Annotated in this window: 14 protein-coding genes; 8 read left to right on the top strand and 6 right to left on the bottom strand. The window is 61.7% G+C overall.

All coding sequences use genetic code 11. The features are described from left to right. Positions 1-11: 11 nt before the first annotated feature. Entirely contained in the window at positions 12-572 is a 561-nt protein-coding gene (locus HHL09_RS19300; protein ID WP_169456264.1) for a YqgE/AlgH family protein, read from the top strand. A gap of 55 nt (positions 573-627) precedes the next feature. Continuing rightward, positions 628-1,773, top strand: a complete 1,146-nt coding sequence (gene metX, locus HHL09_RS19295; RefSeq protein ID WP_277349126.1) for a homoserine O-acetyltransferase MetX — start codon at positions 628-630, stop codon at positions 1,771-1,773. A gap of 7 nt (positions 1,774-1,780) precedes the next feature. Here metX and HHL09_RS19290 read toward each other — a convergent pair whose 3' ends face one another. Then, positions 1,781-2,584: a metallophosphoesterase family protein gene (locus HHL09_RS19290; RefSeq protein ID WP_169456263.1), complete on the bottom strand. Its 804-nt coding sequence runs from the start codon at positions 2,582-2,584 to the stop codon at positions 1,781-1,783. Further along, complete coding sequence (gene rlmB / locus HHL09_RS19285; protein WP_169456262.1) at positions 2,581-3,177, bottom strand: 23S rRNA (guanosine(2251)-2'-O)-methyltransferase RlmB; 597 nt, start codon at positions 3,175-3,177, stop codon at positions 2,581-2,583. The genes HHL09_RS19290 and rlmB overlap by 4 nt, the downstream gene beginning before the upstream one ends. A gap of 293 nt (positions 3,178-3,470) precedes the next feature. Between rlmB and HHL09_RS19280 the strand changes: the two genes are divergently transcribed. Continuing rightward, positions 3,471-5,639: a TonB-dependent siderophore receptor gene (locus HHL09_RS19280; RefSeq protein ID WP_169456261.1), complete on the top strand. Its 2,169-nt coding sequence runs from the start codon at positions 3,471-3,473 to the stop codon at positions 5,637-5,639. Further along, positions 5,639-6,583, top strand: a complete 945-nt coding sequence (locus tag HHL09_RS19275) for an alpha/beta hydrolase (RefSeq protein ID WP_169456260.1) — start codon at positions 5,639-5,641, stop codon at positions 6,581-6,583. Before HHL09_RS19280 ends, HHL09_RS19275 begins: the two co-directional genes overlap by 1 nt. A 332-nt stretch (positions 6,584-6,915) precedes the next feature. Here the strand turns inward: HHL09_RS19275 and nagZ are convergent, their stop codons facing one another. The 3 genes from nagZ to HHL09_RS19260 form a co-directional block, all read right to left on the bottom strand. Beyond that, positions 6,916-7,983, bottom strand: coding sequence for a beta-N-acetylhexosaminidase (gene nagZ, locus HHL09_RS19270; protein ID WP_240963667.1), 1,068 nt, complete (start codon positions 7,981-7,983; stop codon positions 6,916-6,918). A gap of 95 nt (positions 7,984-8,078) precedes the next feature. Next, entirely contained in the window at positions 8,079-9,374 is a 1,296-nt protein-coding gene (locus HHL09_RS19265; protein ID WP_169456258.1) for a hypothetical protein, read from the bottom strand. Positions 9,375-9,474: 100 nt separating this feature from the next. After that, positions 9,475-10,764, bottom strand: a complete 1,290-nt coding sequence (locus HHL09_RS19260; RefSeq protein WP_169456257.1) for an NAD(P)/FAD-dependent oxidoreductase — start codon at positions 10,762-10,764, stop codon at positions 9,475-9,477. 158 nt (positions 10,765-10,922) lie between these two features. On the opposite strand from HHL09_RS19260, the gene HHL09_RS19255 reads away from it, so the two are divergent. Genes HHL09_RS19255 through HHL09_RS19240 form a run of 4 tightly spaced genes read left to right on the top strand, consistent with a single transcriptional unit; the run spans position 10,923 to position 17,493 of the window. Further along, positions 10,923-11,627, top strand: coding sequence for a TetR/AcrR family transcriptional regulator (locus HHL09_RS19255; protein WP_169456256.1), 705 nt, complete (start codon positions 10,923-10,925; stop codon positions 11,625-11,627). A gap of 14 nt (positions 11,628-11,641) precedes the next feature. Next, positions 11,642-13,051, top strand: coding sequence for an efflux transporter outer membrane subunit (locus tag HHL09_RS19250; RefSeq protein ID WP_169456255.1), 1,410 nt, complete (start codon positions 11,642-11,644; stop codon positions 13,049-13,051). Positions 13,052-13,063: 12 nt separating this feature from the next. Beyond that, entirely contained in the window at positions 13,064-14,212 is a 1,149-nt protein-coding gene (locus HHL09_RS19245) for an efflux RND transporter periplasmic adaptor subunit (protein WP_169456254.1), read from the top strand. Beyond that, positions 14,209-17,493, top strand: a complete 3,285-nt coding sequence (locus HHL09_RS19240) for an efflux RND transporter permease subunit (protein WP_169456253.1) — start codon at positions 14,209-14,211, stop codon at positions 17,491-17,493. The genes HHL09_RS19245 and HHL09_RS19240 overlap by 4 nt, the downstream gene beginning before the upstream one ends. A 3-nt stretch (positions 17,494-17,496) precedes the next feature. Here the strand turns inward: HHL09_RS19240 and HHL09_RS19235 are convergent, their stop codons facing one another. Continuing rightward, positions 17,497-17,952 carry an SRPBCC family protein gene (locus HHL09_RS19235; protein WP_169456252.1) on the bottom strand — a complete coding sequence of 152 codons (456 nt, stop codon included), beginning with the start codon at positions 17,950-17,952 and terminating at the stop codon, positions 17,497-17,499. Positions 17,953-17,978: the final 26 nt, after the last annotated feature.

The following is a 17,978-nucleotide window of genomic DNA, read 5'->3' as shown; positions in this document are numbered from 1 at the left end:
CCAACAAAAGAATGAGCGACCCCGGAGCCAATGCACCGATCCAACTGCAGGGCAAGATCTTGCTCGCGGACCCGTCCCTTCACGACGGGATTTTCGACCGTTCGGTGATCCTGCTCGCAGACCATTCTGCGGAGGAGGGAGCCTTTGGCCTGATCCTCAATCATCCTACCGGCCACAACGTTGGAGATTTCCTGAAAGAGGAAGCCTTTGAGCCGCTCAAGAACATCGCGGTGCACCTCGGCGGGCCGGTTTCCAAGGAGCATCTGACCTTTTCTGCCTTCTGGTGGACGGAGGACGAACGCCTGAAGTGGCATGTGCGGATTCCCGTGGAACAGGCGATCCGCCGCAGCCGCCAGCCAGGAACCTTGGTCCGCGCCTTCGTCGGTTACTCTGGCTGGACCGCGGGCCAGCTTGAAGGGGAAATCCGCCGGAATACCTGGATCACCACCCGTCCGACCGCGGATCTGCTGGGCCAAAGCCACGACCGGGACCTCTGGGCAGGCATCCTGCGCTCCCTTTCTCCCTACCACCGGGTGTTGGCCGAAGCTCCGGACGATCCCCGTTCCAACTGAGCCTTACCTAATTGGACTAGCCAAGCCCGGTCCCCCGGCGTAGATCCAGCGCGCCGTGGCGGATACCGTGACCCAGTTCTTCACCATCAATGATGGACCTATCCGCCTGCGCGAAGGCGGCGAGCTTCCCACAGCCACGCTGGCTTACGAAAGCTGGGGCGAGTTGAATGCGGAAGGGACAAACGCGATCCTGCTTTTCCACGCCCTATCCGGCTCCCACCATGCCAGCGGCTTCAATCCCCAAATCCCCGGGACCGGCCAGCTCTGGCAACCGGAAATGCACGAGGGTTGGTGGAGCGACATGATCGGGCCGGGCAAAGCGCTCGATACGAACCGCTTTTTCATCATCTGCGCGAACTATCTCGGCGGCTGCTACGGCTCGACCGGACCGGCCTCGATCAACGAGGCGACCGGCAAGCCTTGGGGCTCCGCCTTCCCGCACGTGACGGCAGCCGACCAAGCTGAAGTGCAAGCCAAGCTTCTGGATCATCTCGGCGTCGGCAAACTCCACGCGGTCGTCGGCCCTTCGGTCGGCGGGCTCATCGCGCTTACTTTCGCGACGCGCTTCCCGCAGCGGGTGAAGAACGTCATTTCGATCGCCTCCGGCTACAAGACCACGGTCTTGAACAAGCTGATCCTTTTCGAGCAGATCCTCGCGATCGAGAACGACCCCCATTTCAACGGTGGCGACTACTATGACAATAGTGGACCGCTCTACGGTTTGGCACTGGCGAGGATGATCTCCCACAAGACCTTCGTCCACCTCGATGCCATCGAACGGCGCGCGCGCCAGGACGTGGTGCAGCCGGATGACATCCTCGTGTGGTACCGGGTGCGCGATCAGTTCCAAAGCTACATGCTCCATCAGGGGAAGAAGTTCGTGAGGCGTTTCGACGCGAACACCTATCTCCGCATCAATGACATGTGGTCCCGCTATGACGGCGCTCACGAAGGCGATGCCGAGACGCCCGCAGACCTCTTCTCACGCTGTGCCGAGGCCGGACAGAAGTGGCTGGTATTCTCGATCGACTCCGACTTCTGCATCTATCCGGAAGAGCAGACCGAGCTCTCGAAGCATCTTGAGGACGCGAAGGTCAACGTGATGCACCTCACGGTACATTCGGACAAGGGCCACGACTCTTTCCTGCTGGAGCCGGACTACTACACCCCCCACATCTCATGGATGCTGGGTCAGGCGTGAAGCCGCGCTACTTCGTCAGCCGCCACACGCCGAAGACATTTCCCATCCGGTACTCCCTGCCTTCGTCGACCTTTCCGCAACGGAATTGGTTGCCATCGAAATCCGCCCAATAGGCGGGGCAGGGATTCATGAAGGCGCCGAGATTCACGATGAGCTTGCCGCGCTTTTTCCAGACACCGGAGCGATGGAAGTGTCCCTTCACGACGATCTGGGCGTCAGGGAAGTAGCGTTCGGCGAAATGGGCGGCAGCGTCCGCTTGCATCGCCCACACGCGCAGCATCTCGAAAGCCCGGCGAGGTGGGCGCACGGCATCCATGGCGCGTTGCCAGAGATGTCTTCCTTTCGGATACTCGGCGGCCCGCAGGACGATGGCGATTTTCCGGGCAAGCTCGATTCGCACGGCAGGGTCGCCATTCGCAGCTTGGTGCTGCTCCCAGAGCTCCCTCACTTGTTCATGCCGGGTGAAGGACTCCCGGCTCCAGGGTGAGCCTTCGGCGAAAAAGGCATCGCCATGAGTGACAAGGATGCGTTTCTCCGCGAGTTCGATCCAGCCAGGCCCGGGCCATCCGGGGTCATGATTGCCAGAGAGAAAAACCGGCTCGGCTCCTTCTTCGGCGCAGAGCTCCTTTAGCTCTTCCAGCATCTCCGAAGAGCGTTCGCGAAAAGGACGCGCCAACTCCTGCCAGGTATCGCCATTGAAGACCACGGTGCCCGCACCGGCAATGAGGGGACGCAGGCTCTCCACCGACTGAATCCGGGAAACCCGGTGGCCGAGGTGCAAATCGGAGAGAATGCGGACCGGGGCGATCATGCCTTCGCGAGGGTCCGCTGGCGGACGGCTTCGTAAAGGCAGACACCCGCGGAGACGGAAACGTTCAAGCATTCCACCTGGCCGGACATGGGGATCTTCGCAAGGAAGTCACAGTTTTCCTCGGTCAAGCGGCGCATGCCCTTCTCTTCCGCGCCGAGCACTAGAGCGAGCGGCCCCTTCAGATCGAGATCGTAGATCAGCTTGTCGGTGTGATCGGTGGTTCCGACGATCCACACGCCGGCCTTCTTCAAATGCTCCATGGTCCGCGCGAGGTTGGTCACTTGGACAAAGGGAACATGGTCGGCTGCACCCACCGAGATGCGGCGCACCGTTTCGGTGATGCTGGCGGATTTGTCCTTCGGTGCCACCACGGCGTGAATGCCGGCCCCATCGGCAGTGCGGAGAATGGCACCGAGATTATGCGGGTCCTGCACGCAATCGAGGATCAGAATGAAGGGAACCGGTTTCTCCGCCACGATCTGCATCAGGTCGTCTTCATCGAGCGACGGCACGGAGGAAGACGACGACTCAGGCTCGTTTTTCCGGGCGTGGCGGTTGTCACGGGCTTCATGCTCGCGGCGGCGGGGCTTCATGTGCGGAGGATGGAGGAGGGCGAGCGGTGAGGAAAGAGCGGAGAGGACGAATTCGCAGTCAAAGACGGAGGACGGAGGTTCCGCATTTCGCATTCAGGGTAAAGCAACAGGCCTTCCTCCCAGCTCCCTTACGGCGGGGTTTGGCAGTCCAACAAGAGAAGGCAATATGGCGTCAATCCGCGTTTAAAACCAAGAAAACCGGCAATTAAACCTAATCGATAAGGATCGATGCACGTTCTCGACGGGCGGTTCGCTCTTCCGGCCGTTCCCCTAGCGACGTTCTAACAGACCACATGAGATTCCATTCCCCTCGCGAGAGTGTTTCGCGCTCCCGCCTTCTTGCCCTTTCTTTGACGACCGCCCTCGTTACGTCCCATAGCCTCTTCGCCCAAGAGGCAGCTTCCCCGCCAAAGCCTCTGGAGGAGATGGTGGTCGAGGCCAGCAAGCCGCAAGGCCCGGTGGCGAAGATCGCCGAGGCCCCGACCAAGACGAACCTCCCCCTGTTGGAAACCCCTCAATCGGTGTCGGTGGTGAGCCGTACAGAGATTGAACGTCGCGGTGCTCAAAGCGTGGCGGAAGCACTGACCTACACGCCGGGCGTGGTGGTTGGCGTGGGCGGCGAGGACAGCCGCTTCGATGACATCTTGATCCGTGGCTACGATGCGGGCAGTACTTCTGCCAACATGTATCGCGATGGTCTGCGCGTCCCAACGGGTGGCCAGTGGACCCGCAGCCAGTTTGATGTCTTCGGCATGGAGAGCATCGAGGTGCTCAAAGGTCCTTCCGCTGTTCTCTACGGACAAGTGGCTCCCGGCGGCTTGATCAACCAGGTGAGCAAGCGCCCGACGGCACACCACCGCGGCATGGCCTCGGTGCAGTACGGCAGCTTCGATACCTGGCAGGTGGCGGCGGACAGCAGCGGCCCGTTGGATGCGGAGGGGCATTTCCTCTATCGCATCGCCGGTCTTTATCGGGACGGTGGTTCGCAGGTCGACTACACGGATCTGGAGCGGAAATTCATCGCGCCATCCTTCACGTGGAACCTCTCGGAGGACACCTCGCTGACCTTGCTCGCGGCGTATCAGGAAGACCGCGGTGGCTCGACCTACCAATTCCTTCCGGTCACCGGGACACTCTATCCCGCACCGCTGGGCTACATCCGCCGTGGGAATTTCTTGGGCGAGCCGGATCACAATACCTTCGACCGCGACCAGTGGTCTCTTGGCTACGAGCTCAAGCACCGCTTCAACGAGGTCCTGAGTTTCCAACAGAACGCCCGCTTCGCCGACGTGAGCACGTTCTACGAAGGCGTGGTAGCGGGCCGCACGGTTCCGACGGCCAGCGGGATGATGTCTCGCCGGGCGGTTCGCGGCATCGGCGACTCGCATAACTTCACCATCGATTCCCGGCTTCAGGCGGAATTCGCCACCGGCGAGGTGGAGCACACCATGCTTGCGGGCTTCGACTACATCCGTGGGGCATGGACGCACCTGCGCACCGGCACCAACAACGTGCCGCCGATCAACATCTTCCTCCCGATCTACACCGGCATCACGGCTCCCTTCACGCCTCAGGTAGCCCAGGATGTGACAGAGAGCCAGAAAGGCATCTACGTGCAGGAGCAAATGAAGTGGGGAGGATGGCACCTGACGCTGGGTGGGCGCTACGACAACTCCGACATCGAGCTTCTCAACACGATCACCAAGGCGACAACGATTACCGATAGCGACGCCTACACAGGTCGTGCGGGTCTGCTCTACCTTTTCGACTCCGGAATCGCGCCCTATGCCAGCTATGCGACATCCTTCGAGCCGGTATCCGGAACCGATGCCAATGGCGCGCCCTTTGACCCGAGCGAGGGCGAGCAATTCGAAGTCGGCGTGAAGTATGAGCCGAAGGATTTCAACGCGCTCTTTACCGTTTCCGCCTTCCAACTCACCCAGGAGAATGTGCTGACACTGGATCCCAGCGATCCCCTCTACCAAACCCAGACGGGCGAGATCGAACTGAGGGGAGTCGAACTCGAGGCAAAGGTAGCTTTGGCAGAAGGCCTGGCCCTTACCGGTGGCTGGACGCTCATGGAGTCCGAGATCACCAAGAACAACGACGGCAATCTGGGCAACGATTTCGCGAACGTGCCATCCCATACCGGTTCGCTGTGGCTCGACTACACCTTCCAAAGCGGGCCGCTCGAGGGATTGGGAATCGGCAGCGGTGTCCGCTACGTCGGTGATCGGTTCGGCGACAACGCGAACGTCTATCACATCCCGTCCTACACCTTGGTCGATGCAGGCATCCGTTACGACCTCGGCAAATTGAGTTCCGCGCTGGAAGGCACGCGCGTTTCGCTCACCGCTAGCAATATCGCCGACAAGACCTATGTGGCGAAGGCGGAAACCGTTTCGTCCGCGAACTACGGCCCGGGCCGTAGCATCAATCTCAACCTCAGCTATTCCTGGTGATGATCCGTTCCTTGATTCCCGCCCTTGTCCTGACCTGTGCCCCACCGGCTTCCCTTTTGGCACAAGAGGTCGCAGCCAAACCTTTCCAATTGGATCGTTGTGAGGAGTTCGTCCTGAAATCACAGCAGTGCGGAGAGTATCGCATCATGGTCTCGCTGCCGGAGGGCAAGCCCCCGGAAGGCGGGCATGCCATCACCTACGTGCTGGATGGCGACGAACTCTTCCCCGTAGTAACGAGCGTGCTGCGGCTTCAAGCGGGCACCGGAAAGCTCTCGAAGCACAACGGCATCACGCCCGGCATCGTGGTAGGCATCGGCTACGGGGGCGAATCGCGCCGGGATCTGGACTATACCCTGCCCTCCCCTGCCGGCCCGCCCGAGACTTATCGGAATGGCAAGCCTTACCCGCCGCGCGAAGGCGGAGGCGCGGAGAAATTCTTCGCGTTCCTCGACACGGAGCTGCGTCCGGTGATCGAGAAGAAGTACGCGGTGAATCGCGAGCGCCAGACCCTGATGGGAAATGGCTACGGAGGACTCTTCGCCCTGCATGTGCTCTTCACGCACACGGATGCCTTCCAGAGCTACATCGCTTCCAGCCCCTCGGTATGGTGGAACAACCGCTACCTGCTGCAAGAGGAAGCCGCGTTTGCGGAACGGGTGGCGAAGTCTCCGGTGAAGGCGCGACTGGTGATGACCGCGGGATCGCTGGAACAATCGCTGACCCGCATTGAGGCAGCATGGCCGGAAGATGAGCGGGAGGAGCATCGCCTCAAGATCACAAGGCGCAAGATGGTCGACAACACTCGCGAGCTTGCGTGGCGCCTGGAAGCACTGCGCGGACATGGCTTGTCCTCTGAATACCGGATTTTCGAGGGCGAGAGCCATAAGTCGGTCGTGCCAATGGCGATCAGCCATGCGCTGCCCTTTGCCTTTCCCCCTCCATAGGCCGACCCGGTAGCAACCGGGCATCGCCGGTCGTCGTCTCTCGGCGGCGACCGGCGAGCTTCTTGTGCGCGATGGTCTGGATGACCGGGAACCAGGAGAAGCGAGGCATGCTCCCAGGCTAGCAGGGGCCGGAGCTTCCGGAACTTTTCCCAGTGGGCCCCGGTCGTGCAGTCCGGGCTTGATTCGGAAAAATCAGCCGGAGGCAGGCACCTGTTCCGCCTGTTATATCAAGAAAAATAACAGGCGGGCCTGCTGCACTGGAAGCGCGTGAGCGCTTTGCCGGTGGTTCTACCGGAGGGGAGGCACTAGGAGAAGAAACCCCAATGGTCCCCTCAGTAGTCTGCGACGGGAGAATTCGGCAGCTCGCTGCCCAGCTCGGGGACCTTGGCCACGAGTTCATCGATCTCCTTGTTGAGAGATTCCCACTTTTCCTCCGACCATTTCAGCGGGCCGTGAAGTTTCTTGCGGAAGCGGGCAAGCCGCTTTTCCTGACCTTCGATGGCGTAGGACGAAAGCTTGCCGAGTTCCTTGGCCGCAGCTTCCGCACGCTCGGTGCGATGGCAGATCATCGCCAGATCATTCCCGGCTTCGATAGCCGCGACGACATCACTGTTGTCCTTGTAGCGATCCGCAATGGCCCCCATGTCGAGGTCATCGGTCAGGACCAGGTGCTTGTCGAAGCCGAGTTGCTCGCGGAGCAGGCCGGTGACGATGCGCTTCGAGAGCGATGCCGGGCGATCCGGATCGATGGCCGGGAAAAGCACGTGGGCCAACATCACCGCATCCAGCTCGGGCATGAGTGCGGTGTAGGGAATGATGTCCTCCTTCAGCAGGTCCGGAATGGTGGCATCGCTCACCGGAAGATCGAAGTGAGGATCGGAGAGGGCGCGCCCGCATGCCGGGAAATGTTTGGCACAGGAGCGCACGGCGCGCTTTCGCAGCCAGCGGTTCCAGCTGCCCGCATGATCGATCACCTTCTGTGGATCACGTCCCCAGCACCGCCCGCGCAGAGCATTCTGGACGCCGGGATGATGATCGAGATCGAGAACCGGCGCGAAATCGAGATTGAAGCCGAGCAGGCGAAGCTGGTCACCGATGAGCACACCGGCGCGGGCGCTCAGAAGCGGATCCCCTTTCGCCGCGAATGCATTGGCCGAGGGCAAGGCCGGGGCGATGTCCTTGGTGCGAGTTACCCGGCCGCCTTCCTGGTCAATCGCGAGGATCGGCTCATCCACCGAGAGATCGCGGAGATCATCGGTAAGCTTCCGGGTCTGGACGGCGCTGACGATGTTTCGCCCGAAGAGGATATAGCCTGCGGGCTGCAGCTTGCGAAAGAGCGCGGCTTCTTCCGGAGTGATTTCCGGACCTTGGACGCCGAGCAAAAGCAGATGACCGTTCACAAGAGGAGCTTGTGATGAAGGTCGCCCCATGGAAACGGAAAAGAGGCGGGAAAACCCCGCCTCTTTTCGAAAAGCCGATCCCGGTTACCTCGATATTATTGTTGGCGCTCCTGCATCTGCTGAACGCGGCGATGGAGACGCTCGGAGACATTCGTGGGAAGCGAGGTCGAGTTGATCCAGTTGGTGGCTGCATTGAAATCACGGCGCATCCAGCCGCCGATCATGCGGTCATACATGCGCTCCTGCTCGCGGGCATCGGTAATCTTCCCGATGTAATTCGCGGCGAGATCAGGTGCCTGACCAAAGGAACTCCAAGCAAACTGCTGATACACGCGGTCATTCGCATAGGCGGCGTTCTGATCGAGGAAATCGGCAGCAGCCTGGGGATTCTCCAAGGCCAAACTGGAAGCCACCCCGCGCAGGGCATTGGTGCGGACATCACCGCTCGGCAGAGTCTTGTAATAGGCCATGGCGGCGTCCTTGTCCTGCTCCATCCACGTGGAGAGCACATTGTCCATCGAACGCTGCGCAGCCTCGCCCGGATTCTCGGCAAGCCATGCGGCGGTGCCGGCGGGATCCTTCGCGGCGAGAGCTTCCGCCACGCGGCCGATCGCGCCCTGCTTCAGATTGTCATCGGTGATGGCAGTCGCCCACGCTTGGGCCGCCTCGGGACCTTGGGCAAGGATGGTGGGCAGCAGCGCGGCCATCGCTTCCCCGCGCTCCTCGGAGAAATTCATCGAAGTCAGCAATTGGGAAGCGCGCACCGGATCAGTGCCCGCGAGCCCCTGGATCACGCCGATCATCCAAGGATTCCCGTCTTCTTCATCGCCATTGAAGTGTTCCTGCGCCCAGCGGATCGCGCCATCGGGATCGGAAGCCGCCCAAGTGCTGAGGATGGTGTTCCGCGCGAAGCGATTGCCGGTATTCGCCTCGGCATAGGCCAAGGCTTGAAGCGGATCCTTCTTCGCCCAAGCACTGAGCAGCATCGAATACTCGGTCATCCGGGTGTTCGTCATGCCGAGCCCGCGGAAGGAGGCAACGATCGACTCGAATTCAGCGGGATCGATGGAATTGATGAATTCCATCCAAGCCTTGTTCCGGTCCATCGGATCGCTCAGGCGCATCATTTCCTCCATCTTCGCCACCGCGGCTTCGCCCCTTGCCGTGGCACCCTTCGCTTCGCCGCGCGCGCCATCGCGCGCACCGGAAAGACTGCCGCTGCTCTCGCCGCCACCCAGCGAGCGGCGGGAGGACTTGCCGGACATCTGGGATTCCGCGGCGGACTTGTCCGCAGTCGCATTCCCGGCCGGTGCCGTCATGCGACCGGCGAAAAAGGCTCCCGCGCTGGCGAGGACGACAGCTCCGGCGATGGTGAGATTCTTGGAAGACATGGACGCTTGCAGGTTTTAACGGCGCCGAAGAGGCGATTCGTTCGTTTTCAGAGGGATGAACAGCCCGCTTGATTCCAATTTCAAGCGGGAATGGCCGGGCTTATTGCACCTTGGTGCCCGGTGGATTGACGATGATCCGCGCTTCCGGGTTGTCCCGGATGTAGGCGAAGGCCCAACCAAGCAAGACCGAAAGGCGGTTTCGGAAGCCGATGAGGAAGGCGATGTGGATGAAGAGCCAGGCGAACCAAGCCAGAATCCCACGCATCTTCAGCTTCCCGGCCTTCACCACCGCATGGTTCTTCCCGATAATGGCCATGAAGCCCTTGTCGAGGTAGTAGAAGGGATCCCGCTGTCCGCCCGGGCGATCCTTTTCCCGCTTCAGGATCTTCGCGATATGGCGGCCCATCTGCGAAGCGGCGGGAGCGAGTCCGGGGACCGGTTTGTCATCCGCATCTTTCATGCGTACGATGTCTCCGGCGACGAAGATATCCGGCATGCAGGGCAGCGAGAGATCAGCCTGCGGAGTGATGCGTCCGCCGCGATCCGCCAAGGGCACGCCGAGCATCGCGGTCAGCGGCTGGGCTTCCACGCCTGCCGCCCAGATGATCGCCTCCGACTCCAGGACGGTGCCATCGGTGAAATGGAGAACTCCCTTCTTCACGTCGTCCACGCGCATCCCGGTCCAGACCTCGACGCCGATCTCCTTCAGACGCTGACGGGTGTATTCGCTCTGGTCCTCATCGAAGGCCTCGAGCACCCGGGCCGATCCTTCGATCAGGACGACGCGCAGCTTCGAGGTATCGATGCGGCGGAAATTCGAGCGCAGCGAGCGGTGCACGAGGTCCGCAAAGGCACCCGAAAGCTCCACGCCGGTGGGACCACCGCCAACGATGGCCACGGTCATGAGGCGCTTGCGCTCGGCCTCGTCATCGGTGAGTTCCGCTCTCTCAAGATTCGAGAGCACGGTGCGCCGCACCGCTTGGGCATCGGCGAGCGACTTTAGAGCCAAAGTGTTTTCCGCCCACTCGGTCTTGCCAAAGTAGGAAGTCCGCGCGCCAACAGCGAGGAGCAGGTAATCATACTCGAAATGGTGGCCCGACTTCCCCTCGGCGGTCTTTTTCACCGGGTCGATCGCCGTGATCTCATCCATCAGCACGGTTACGTTCTCCGCGTCTTCCAAGATCTGACGGATCGAGCGGGCGATGTCCGGTGCCGCGAGGGACGCGGTGGCGACCTGATAAAGAAGGGGCTGGAAGAGGTGGTGGTTGGTTCGGTCCACCAAGGTGACGGAGAAGCGGGAATCCCCGGCGAGAGTTCTTGCACACTCGAGGCCCGCGAAGCCTCCTCCGATGATCAAAACGCGGCTCACATTCTTCTCCGTGGCTGCCATGCCAGAAGTCTCGCAGATAAGTGAAGGAATTCAACGGGAGCTTGTGAAAATTTTCACAAGCTCGCAATCCTATACAGATAAGCGATTTACGCAACACCCTCAGGTAAATATTAAATCGTTCGTTTGACACCCGGTCCGCTTGAATCAATTTTGCCTCCATGAGCGCGGTAGCTGGTGATTCGAAGGTTGCGACGAAACAGCGTCTGATCGAAGCGGCGGAAGCCTTGTTTGCAGACGAGGGATTTGACCGGGTGTCTGTCCGGGACATCACAACGAAGGCCGCGGCCAATGTGGCAGCGGTAAATTACCACTTCGGCAGCCGTGAAGGCTTGGTGGCAGTGGTCATGGCCCGGTACATCAATCCGGTGAGCGAGGAGCGACTCGCCCGGCTCGAGGCACTGGAGCGCCGGGCCGCGGGCAAGGCACTCGCCGTGGAGGAAATCCTGGATGCTTTCATCCGCCCCTTCGCGACGCAGGTGCGCCGCTCGGAGCTTTCCGAAAAACTATTCTTCAAGCTCATGGGCCGCATGTTCGGCCAGCAGGGCTGCGAGCTTCCACCCGTGGTGGAGAGCCTTTTCATGACGATGGTGGGTCGCTTCCACAAGGCCTTCACGAAAGCCCTGCCGGGCCTCTCGTCCGATGAAATCTGGTGGCGCATGCATCTGATGTCCGGCTCCATGATCCATACGATGGCCCACTCCGAGACGGTCCTCCGGCTTTCCTCGGGAGAGTCCGGGAACCCCACCATGGAACAAACGCTCTCACGTTTTATCCGCTTTACCGCTGCTGGCATGCGCCAGGGCATCGAGGAATCCTCCGAAGAGTCCAAACCGAAGGGGCCGCAGGAGGAGTTCCCGTTCTAACAGAGCATCCCTGAATGCATCCCTCCCGCGCGAGCGCCATCGTCATGGCGGCACTGCTCGGTGCCTGCGCCCTTCAATCGCCACCCTCCCGGAGTGGCGAAGCCGGAGACATTCCGGGCTCTTGGTCAGCGACCAAGGAAGCCCGTGCGGGTGTCGATCACCACTGGGTGAGGAAGATCGGAGGTTCTCCTTTGGAGTCCCTGATCTCCGAAGCACACAGCGCGAATCCGAGCCTGAAAGCCTCCGCGGCCCGGGTGGACCAGGCGGCCGCGGTGGCGAAGATCGCCGGTGCGGAAAGGCTGCCGACCGTAGGTGCGGGGTTACAGGGCTCCCGACAGAAGCAGAACTTCAGCGGCATTCCCGGAGTCAACGGCGGATCGACTAGCAATAGCTTCGGCGTCTCCCTGCAGGCGGCGTGGGAAGTCGATCTGTGGGGCAAGGCAAAGGCCGGCACGGAAGCCGCAATCGCCGATGCCGAGGCGCAAGCACAGGCGGACCGGGCGCTGCGTGCGTCCTTGGCCGCGCAAGTTTCCAAGGCATGGCTGGCCGTCGCCGAGACCAACGAGCAAGTGGCGCTGGCCGAGCGGAACGTGAACTCGCGCAGCGAATCGACGACTCTCGTTCGCGAGCGCTTCGAGCGGGCAATCGCGGAAGATGGCGGCTCGGCAGCGCAGGTGCGCCTGACCGAGACGGAACTTTCCTCCGCGAAGTCGGAACTCGAAAGCCGCAAGGGCGAGCGCGAACGCGCACTGCGACAGCTTGAGCTTTTGTTAGGCCGCTATCCTTCCGGCAATGTCGCCACTGCGGCGAAGCTGCCGAAGCTACCTCCACCCCCACCGGCGGGCCTGCCCTCGGAGCTGCTGCTGCGTCGCCCGGATCTGCTCGCGGCAGAGAGACGCTTGGCCGCTGCGGGTCGTCGAGCGGATCAGGCGGAAAAGGCGCTCTACCCGAGCATCAGCCTGACCGGCAGCCTCGGCACCTCGACCGATCAGCTGGAGAAGATCCTCAGCAGTTCGGCCGGCGTGTGGTCGCTGGGAGGAAGCCTTGCCCAACCCATCTTCCAAGGCGGACGAATCCGCGGCGGGATCGAGCAGGCAGATGCCGCCGAGCGCGAGGCCGTGGCAGATCTCCAGCGCGTGACTCTGGATGCCTTTGGCGAGGTGGAGCAGGCGTTGGTCACCGAGATCTATTTGCGCCGCCAAGTGGCCGAACTCGAACAGGCGGTGACGCTGGCTGAAGATGCCTCCGAGCGCTCCAACGAGGAGTTCCGCAATGGCACCGGTGGCGTGCTCACCTATCTGGCTTCCCAGAACCAGGAGATTCAGGCTTCGTCGGCCTTGGTCACGGTCCGCAGACTTTTGTTAGACAACCGCGTGAACCTCCACCTCGCCCTTGGCGGGGATGTGGTATTGCGCGGTCCCTAGATACCCCGCTCCATGAAACGCATCGTTCGCATTGCGATTGCCGTAGTGATTTTTATCGGGGGCCTGTTTGTGGCCGCCGGATTGATGAAGTTAAGGAAGACGCCCGAGCCGTCGAACCCTCCCAAGCCGGTGCATGAGGTGGAGCTGGTGACGGCCCGCCGCCTGGACTTGAAGGTGATGATCCCCTCGCAGGGGACGGTGGAACCGGCAACCGTCACGCGGGCTGCCGCGGAAGTCGAAGGGACGGTGATCGCCGTGTCCCCGGATTACGAGGTCGGCGGCAATTTCAAAACCGGGGAGGTCCTGTTAGAGATTGACCCCTCGGACTACAAGGCCGCGCTTGCCCAGGCGGAGGCATCCCTCGCCGATGCCAAACTGCAGGTGGTGCAGGAAGAAATGCGGGCCGAGCAGGCGGAGCGCGACTGGGAGCGGATCGCAAGACCGGGCCAGACGCCGAACGACCTAGTGCGCCGCATTCCGCAATTGGCCGCGGCGCGTGCCAAGGTCGATGCGATGCAGGCGGCCGTGGACCGCGCCATGCGGGATCTGGAGCGCACGAAGCTCCACGCCCCCTACGATGGGCGCATCCGCCAGAAGCTGGTGGATCTGGGTACCCGGGTGGGCAAGGCAACGCCCCTCGCCGAATTTTACGGGACCGACATCCTGGAAGTGCGGCTGCCGGTGCCGAGGCAGGATGCGGCATTCTTCAACCTGCGCGGCCAGGAGATCACGCTCACCGAGTCCGGCGGAACCGATCGATCCTGGAAGGCGGTGGTAGACCGCACCGAAGGTGAGATCCAGCGCGCGAACCGCTCGATCATCGTGGTGGCCCGCATCGATGGAAAGATGAAGGACGCCCCCCTGCCCGGCCAGTTCGTCCACACGGAGATCGAGGGTTTGACGATCGATCACGTGGTGCGGGTGCCCCGGCGGGCCTTTGTGAAAAGCGACCGCGTGATGGTGGTGGGCGATGGCCATACGGTGACGACGCGCCAAGTGAAGGTGGTGCGCACGGAGAAGGATGACGTGCTGGTTTCCGAGGGAATCGAGGACGGCGAGCAACTCTGCGTGACCGCGTTGACTGCGGTGATCGAAGGCATGGAGGTGAAGGTCGTTTCCCGTGACGGAAAAGCGGTCAGCCCTGAAAGCAGCGAGCAATGAAAGGCCTCATCTTCTTTTGGGCGCGAAACAAGGTCGCGGCAAACTTCCTGATGTTCGCCCTGCTGGTGGGTGGCCTTGTGACCTGGATCCGCCTGAAGAAGGAGATCTTCCCGGAGATCTCCTCGAACTACATCACGGTCCAGACCCCCTATCCCAATGCGACGCCGGAGGAGGTGGAAAAGGGCGTTTGCTTGCCGATCGAGGAAGCGATCCAGGACCTCGATGGCATCGAGCGCCTGACCTCGACCAGCACGGAAGGGATGGGCGTGGTGGTCGTGGAAGTCAGCACCGGAAAGGATACCCGGAAGGTGCTGAACGACGTGAAGAGCCGCGTCGATGCGATCCAGAATTTCGCGGAGAGCGTGGAAAAGCCGATCATCGCCGACGTGCTTTTGAAGCACCAGGTGATGAGCATCGCGGTGACCGCGGATACCGATGAGCGCACGCTGCGGGCGCTGGCAGAGGGTGTGCGCGACGATTTGCTCGCATACAAGGGCAAGGCACCAGCGACAACTTGGGACAAGATCAAGAACAAGGCGGCGGATACCGTGCTGGGCGAGGCTCAGATCACGCAGATCGAACTGGTGGGCGTGCGCGATCACGAGATCTCGATCGAGGTTTCCGAGAAGATCCTGCGCGAGTATGGGATGACCTTCGAGCAGGTGGCGAATGCCGTGCGCTCGACATCCATCGACTTGCCCGGCGGCTCGGTGCGGACGAATGCGGGTGAAATTCTCATCCGTGCGCAGAACCGCCGCTACGAAGCCGGGGAGATCGAGGACATCACCGTCCTCACCCGCCCCGATGGCAGCGTGGTGAAGCTCCGGGATGTCGCCAAGGTGGTGGATGGCTTCAAGGAGGAGGATCTTTATTCCCGCTACGACGGACATCCCGCGATCCTTCTGAATGTCTTCCGCACCGGTGAGGAGGATACCTTGCGGGTGGCCAATCTGGTGCGTGATTTCGTGAGCGAGAAGGCGTCCCATGTGCCGAAGGGCGTCAATCTGGAGATCTGGAACGATGAAGCGGTCTTGCTCGAAGGCCGCATCGACCTGCTGCTGAACGACGGTTTCCAAGGTTTCATCCTCGTTTACATTTCGCTCGCGCTTTTCCTGCGGCCGGCCTTGGCCTTTCACGTGGCGCTGGGGATTCCGATTGCCTTCGCGGGTGCCTTGATCGCCCTGCCTTACGGCGACATCTCGATCAACATGATCTCGCTGTTCGCCTTCATCCTTGTGCTGGGCATCGTGACCGATGACGCGATCGTGGTGGGAGAGCGGGTGAACGAACGCATCGACGCGGGTGAGCCTGCACACCTCGCGGCTCCGCGCGGTACCTGGGAGGTGATGAGCGTGGCGGCCTTCGGGGTGTTCACGACGATGATCGCCTTCATGCCGATGTTCGGCGTGCAGGGGGTCAGCGGAAACATCTGGCGGCAGATCCCGTGGATCGTGATCCCGGTGCTGCTGGTCTCCCTGATCGAGACGAACCTCATTTTGCCATCGCACCTCGCGCACCTGAAACCGGTGGATCCGAACCACCCGAATTTCTTCCTGCGCCTGCAACAGAAGATCGCGGGAAGCCTGGATCGCTTCGTGAGGGGCATCTACGGCCCGCTGCTGGAGAAGCTGGTCTATTGGCGGCACGCGACGGTGGCGGCCTTTGCGGCGGTGCTTTTTATCACGCTCGGCCTCTTGGGTAGCGGACGTCTGGTGAAGTTCGAGTTCATGCCGCGTGTCGAGGCAGAGGTGATCAGCGCGAAGCTGACCCTGCCGAACGGCGTGCCCGTGGAAACCACGGAAGAGGCCATCAACAAGCTGGAGGATGCGGCCCTGGCGATCCAGAGCGAGATCAAGGACGAGCATGGCCGCCCGATCATCAAGCACGTGCTCTCGAGCGTGGGCTCTCAGCCTTACACGCCGGGACTGAGCTTCAGCGGGGCAAAGGGCGTGAACGTCGGCGAGGTGACCGTGGAGCTGCAGGGCGCGGATTCACGGAACAAGCCGGAGCTTCTGGCGGATGCGATCATTGCGGATTGGCGCAAGCGGGTCGGAGCGATTCCCGGCGCGGTGGAGCTTTCCTTCCAGTTGCAGACTTCCGCGGGTGGCAATGCGGTGGACTTGGAACTCACGGGGCCGGACATGGAGCAACTCGACGCGGCGGCGGAGTTTGTGAAGGAGAAACTGGCCACGCAGGAAGGCGTGATCGACATCGGGGACAGCAACCTGGAAGGCAAGCGCGAGGTGAAGCTGGCCGTCACGCCGGAGGGTGAAGCGCTCGGGCTGAGGCTCGATGACATTGCGCGTCAGGTCCGGCAGGCTTTCTATGGCGAGGAAGTGCAGCGCCTCCAGCGCGGCCGCGATGAGGTGCGGGTCTATGTGCGCTATCCCTACGAGGAACGCCGTAGCTTGCAGAATCTCTCCGATATGAGGATCCGCACTCCGCAGGGTGACGAGGTTCCTTTCGTCGAAGCGGCGGAGGCGGAGGAAGGCCGCGGCTACGCCTTGATCCGACGCGCCAACCGTTTCCGCTCGATCAACGTCACTGCGGATATCGATCGCACCAATCCGAATGCGAACGCGAACGAGGTGGTGGAGTGGATGCAGCTGGATGTGTTCCCGGAGATGAAGCGGAAGTTCCCGACGGTGATGTGGGGCTTCCAAGGAGAGCAGAAGGACCAGCGGGAAAGCGTCTCCGATCTTTCGAAGGGCTTCGTGCTGGCCTTGATCGGGATCTACATGGTGCTGGCCTTGCCGCTGAGGAGCTACCTCCAGCCGATGATCGTGATGTCGGTGATTCCCTTCGGGATGATCGGCGCGGTGATCGGCCACATCTTCTTCGGGATGAATTTCAGCGTGATGAGCATCATCGGGGTCATCGCGCTGGCCGGCGTGGTGATCAACGAGAGCCTGGTACTGGTGGAGTTCATGAACCGCTACCGGCGTGAAGGCCACACGGTTCGGGAAGCCGTCCTGAAAGGTGGACGTGCGCGTTTCACGCCGATCTTCCTGACCTCGGTGACCAGCTTCATCGGCCTGGTGCCGATGATCTCGGAAACCAGCGTCCAAGCGAAGTTCCTGATCCCGATGGCTGTCAGCCTGGCCTTCGGCGGCCTGATCAACCTCTTCAACACCCTCCTGCTCGTGCCCTGCGTGTATTGCCTCTTCGAAGACATCCGCGCGCGGATCTACACGAAGGAGGCGCTCCAGCGGCATGAAGAAGAACTCGCGCTCGATGCGAACGAGCACGCCTTGGAAGAACCTGTGACGACCTCTTCCTAAGGCTCACTCCTCACACTGCTTCTGTAGCATCCCGAGGACTTGGCCCCAGGCGAAGTTGCAGAAGCCGAGGAAGGGGCTGCTTTCATCCCAGCCGTTGTGATGGAATTCCAGCTTGGTCAGCGTTCGCCCGTCGTCCTCCAGTCCGATCCATCCACCGGGACTTTTTTCCTCCGACAGCTCGAACAAGATGCGCGTCCCCGTCCATGAGGACGCGGGGCTTTGGGCGGGATGCTTGCTGATCACTTCCCACTCCACCCTGCGCGCAGGCACCAGATCTGTCACGAGGAAGCTCACCTCACCGTGCCTCTCACCCGGGTCATGGGAAAGCACCAGACCTTGCGGAGTCTTTTCCTCCGTGTGGGGCGCCCACCATGTTCCAAGCCCCTCGGCCGTTGCCAGCGCCTGATAGACGCGGGAAGCGGGGGCATCGATCCAGAGTTGATGATAGAGGGTGGCCATCGGAGTCAGGGATTCGTTTCCGGTGC

The sequence above is a fragment of the Luteolibacter luteus genome (genome assembly GCF_012913485.1).
GTDB classification, from domain to species: domain Bacteria; phylum Verrucomicrobiota; class Verrucomicrobiia; order Verrucomicrobiales; family Akkermansiaceae; genus Haloferula; species Haloferula lutea.
This window is presented reverse-complemented; position numbering and strand designations above follow the sequence as displayed.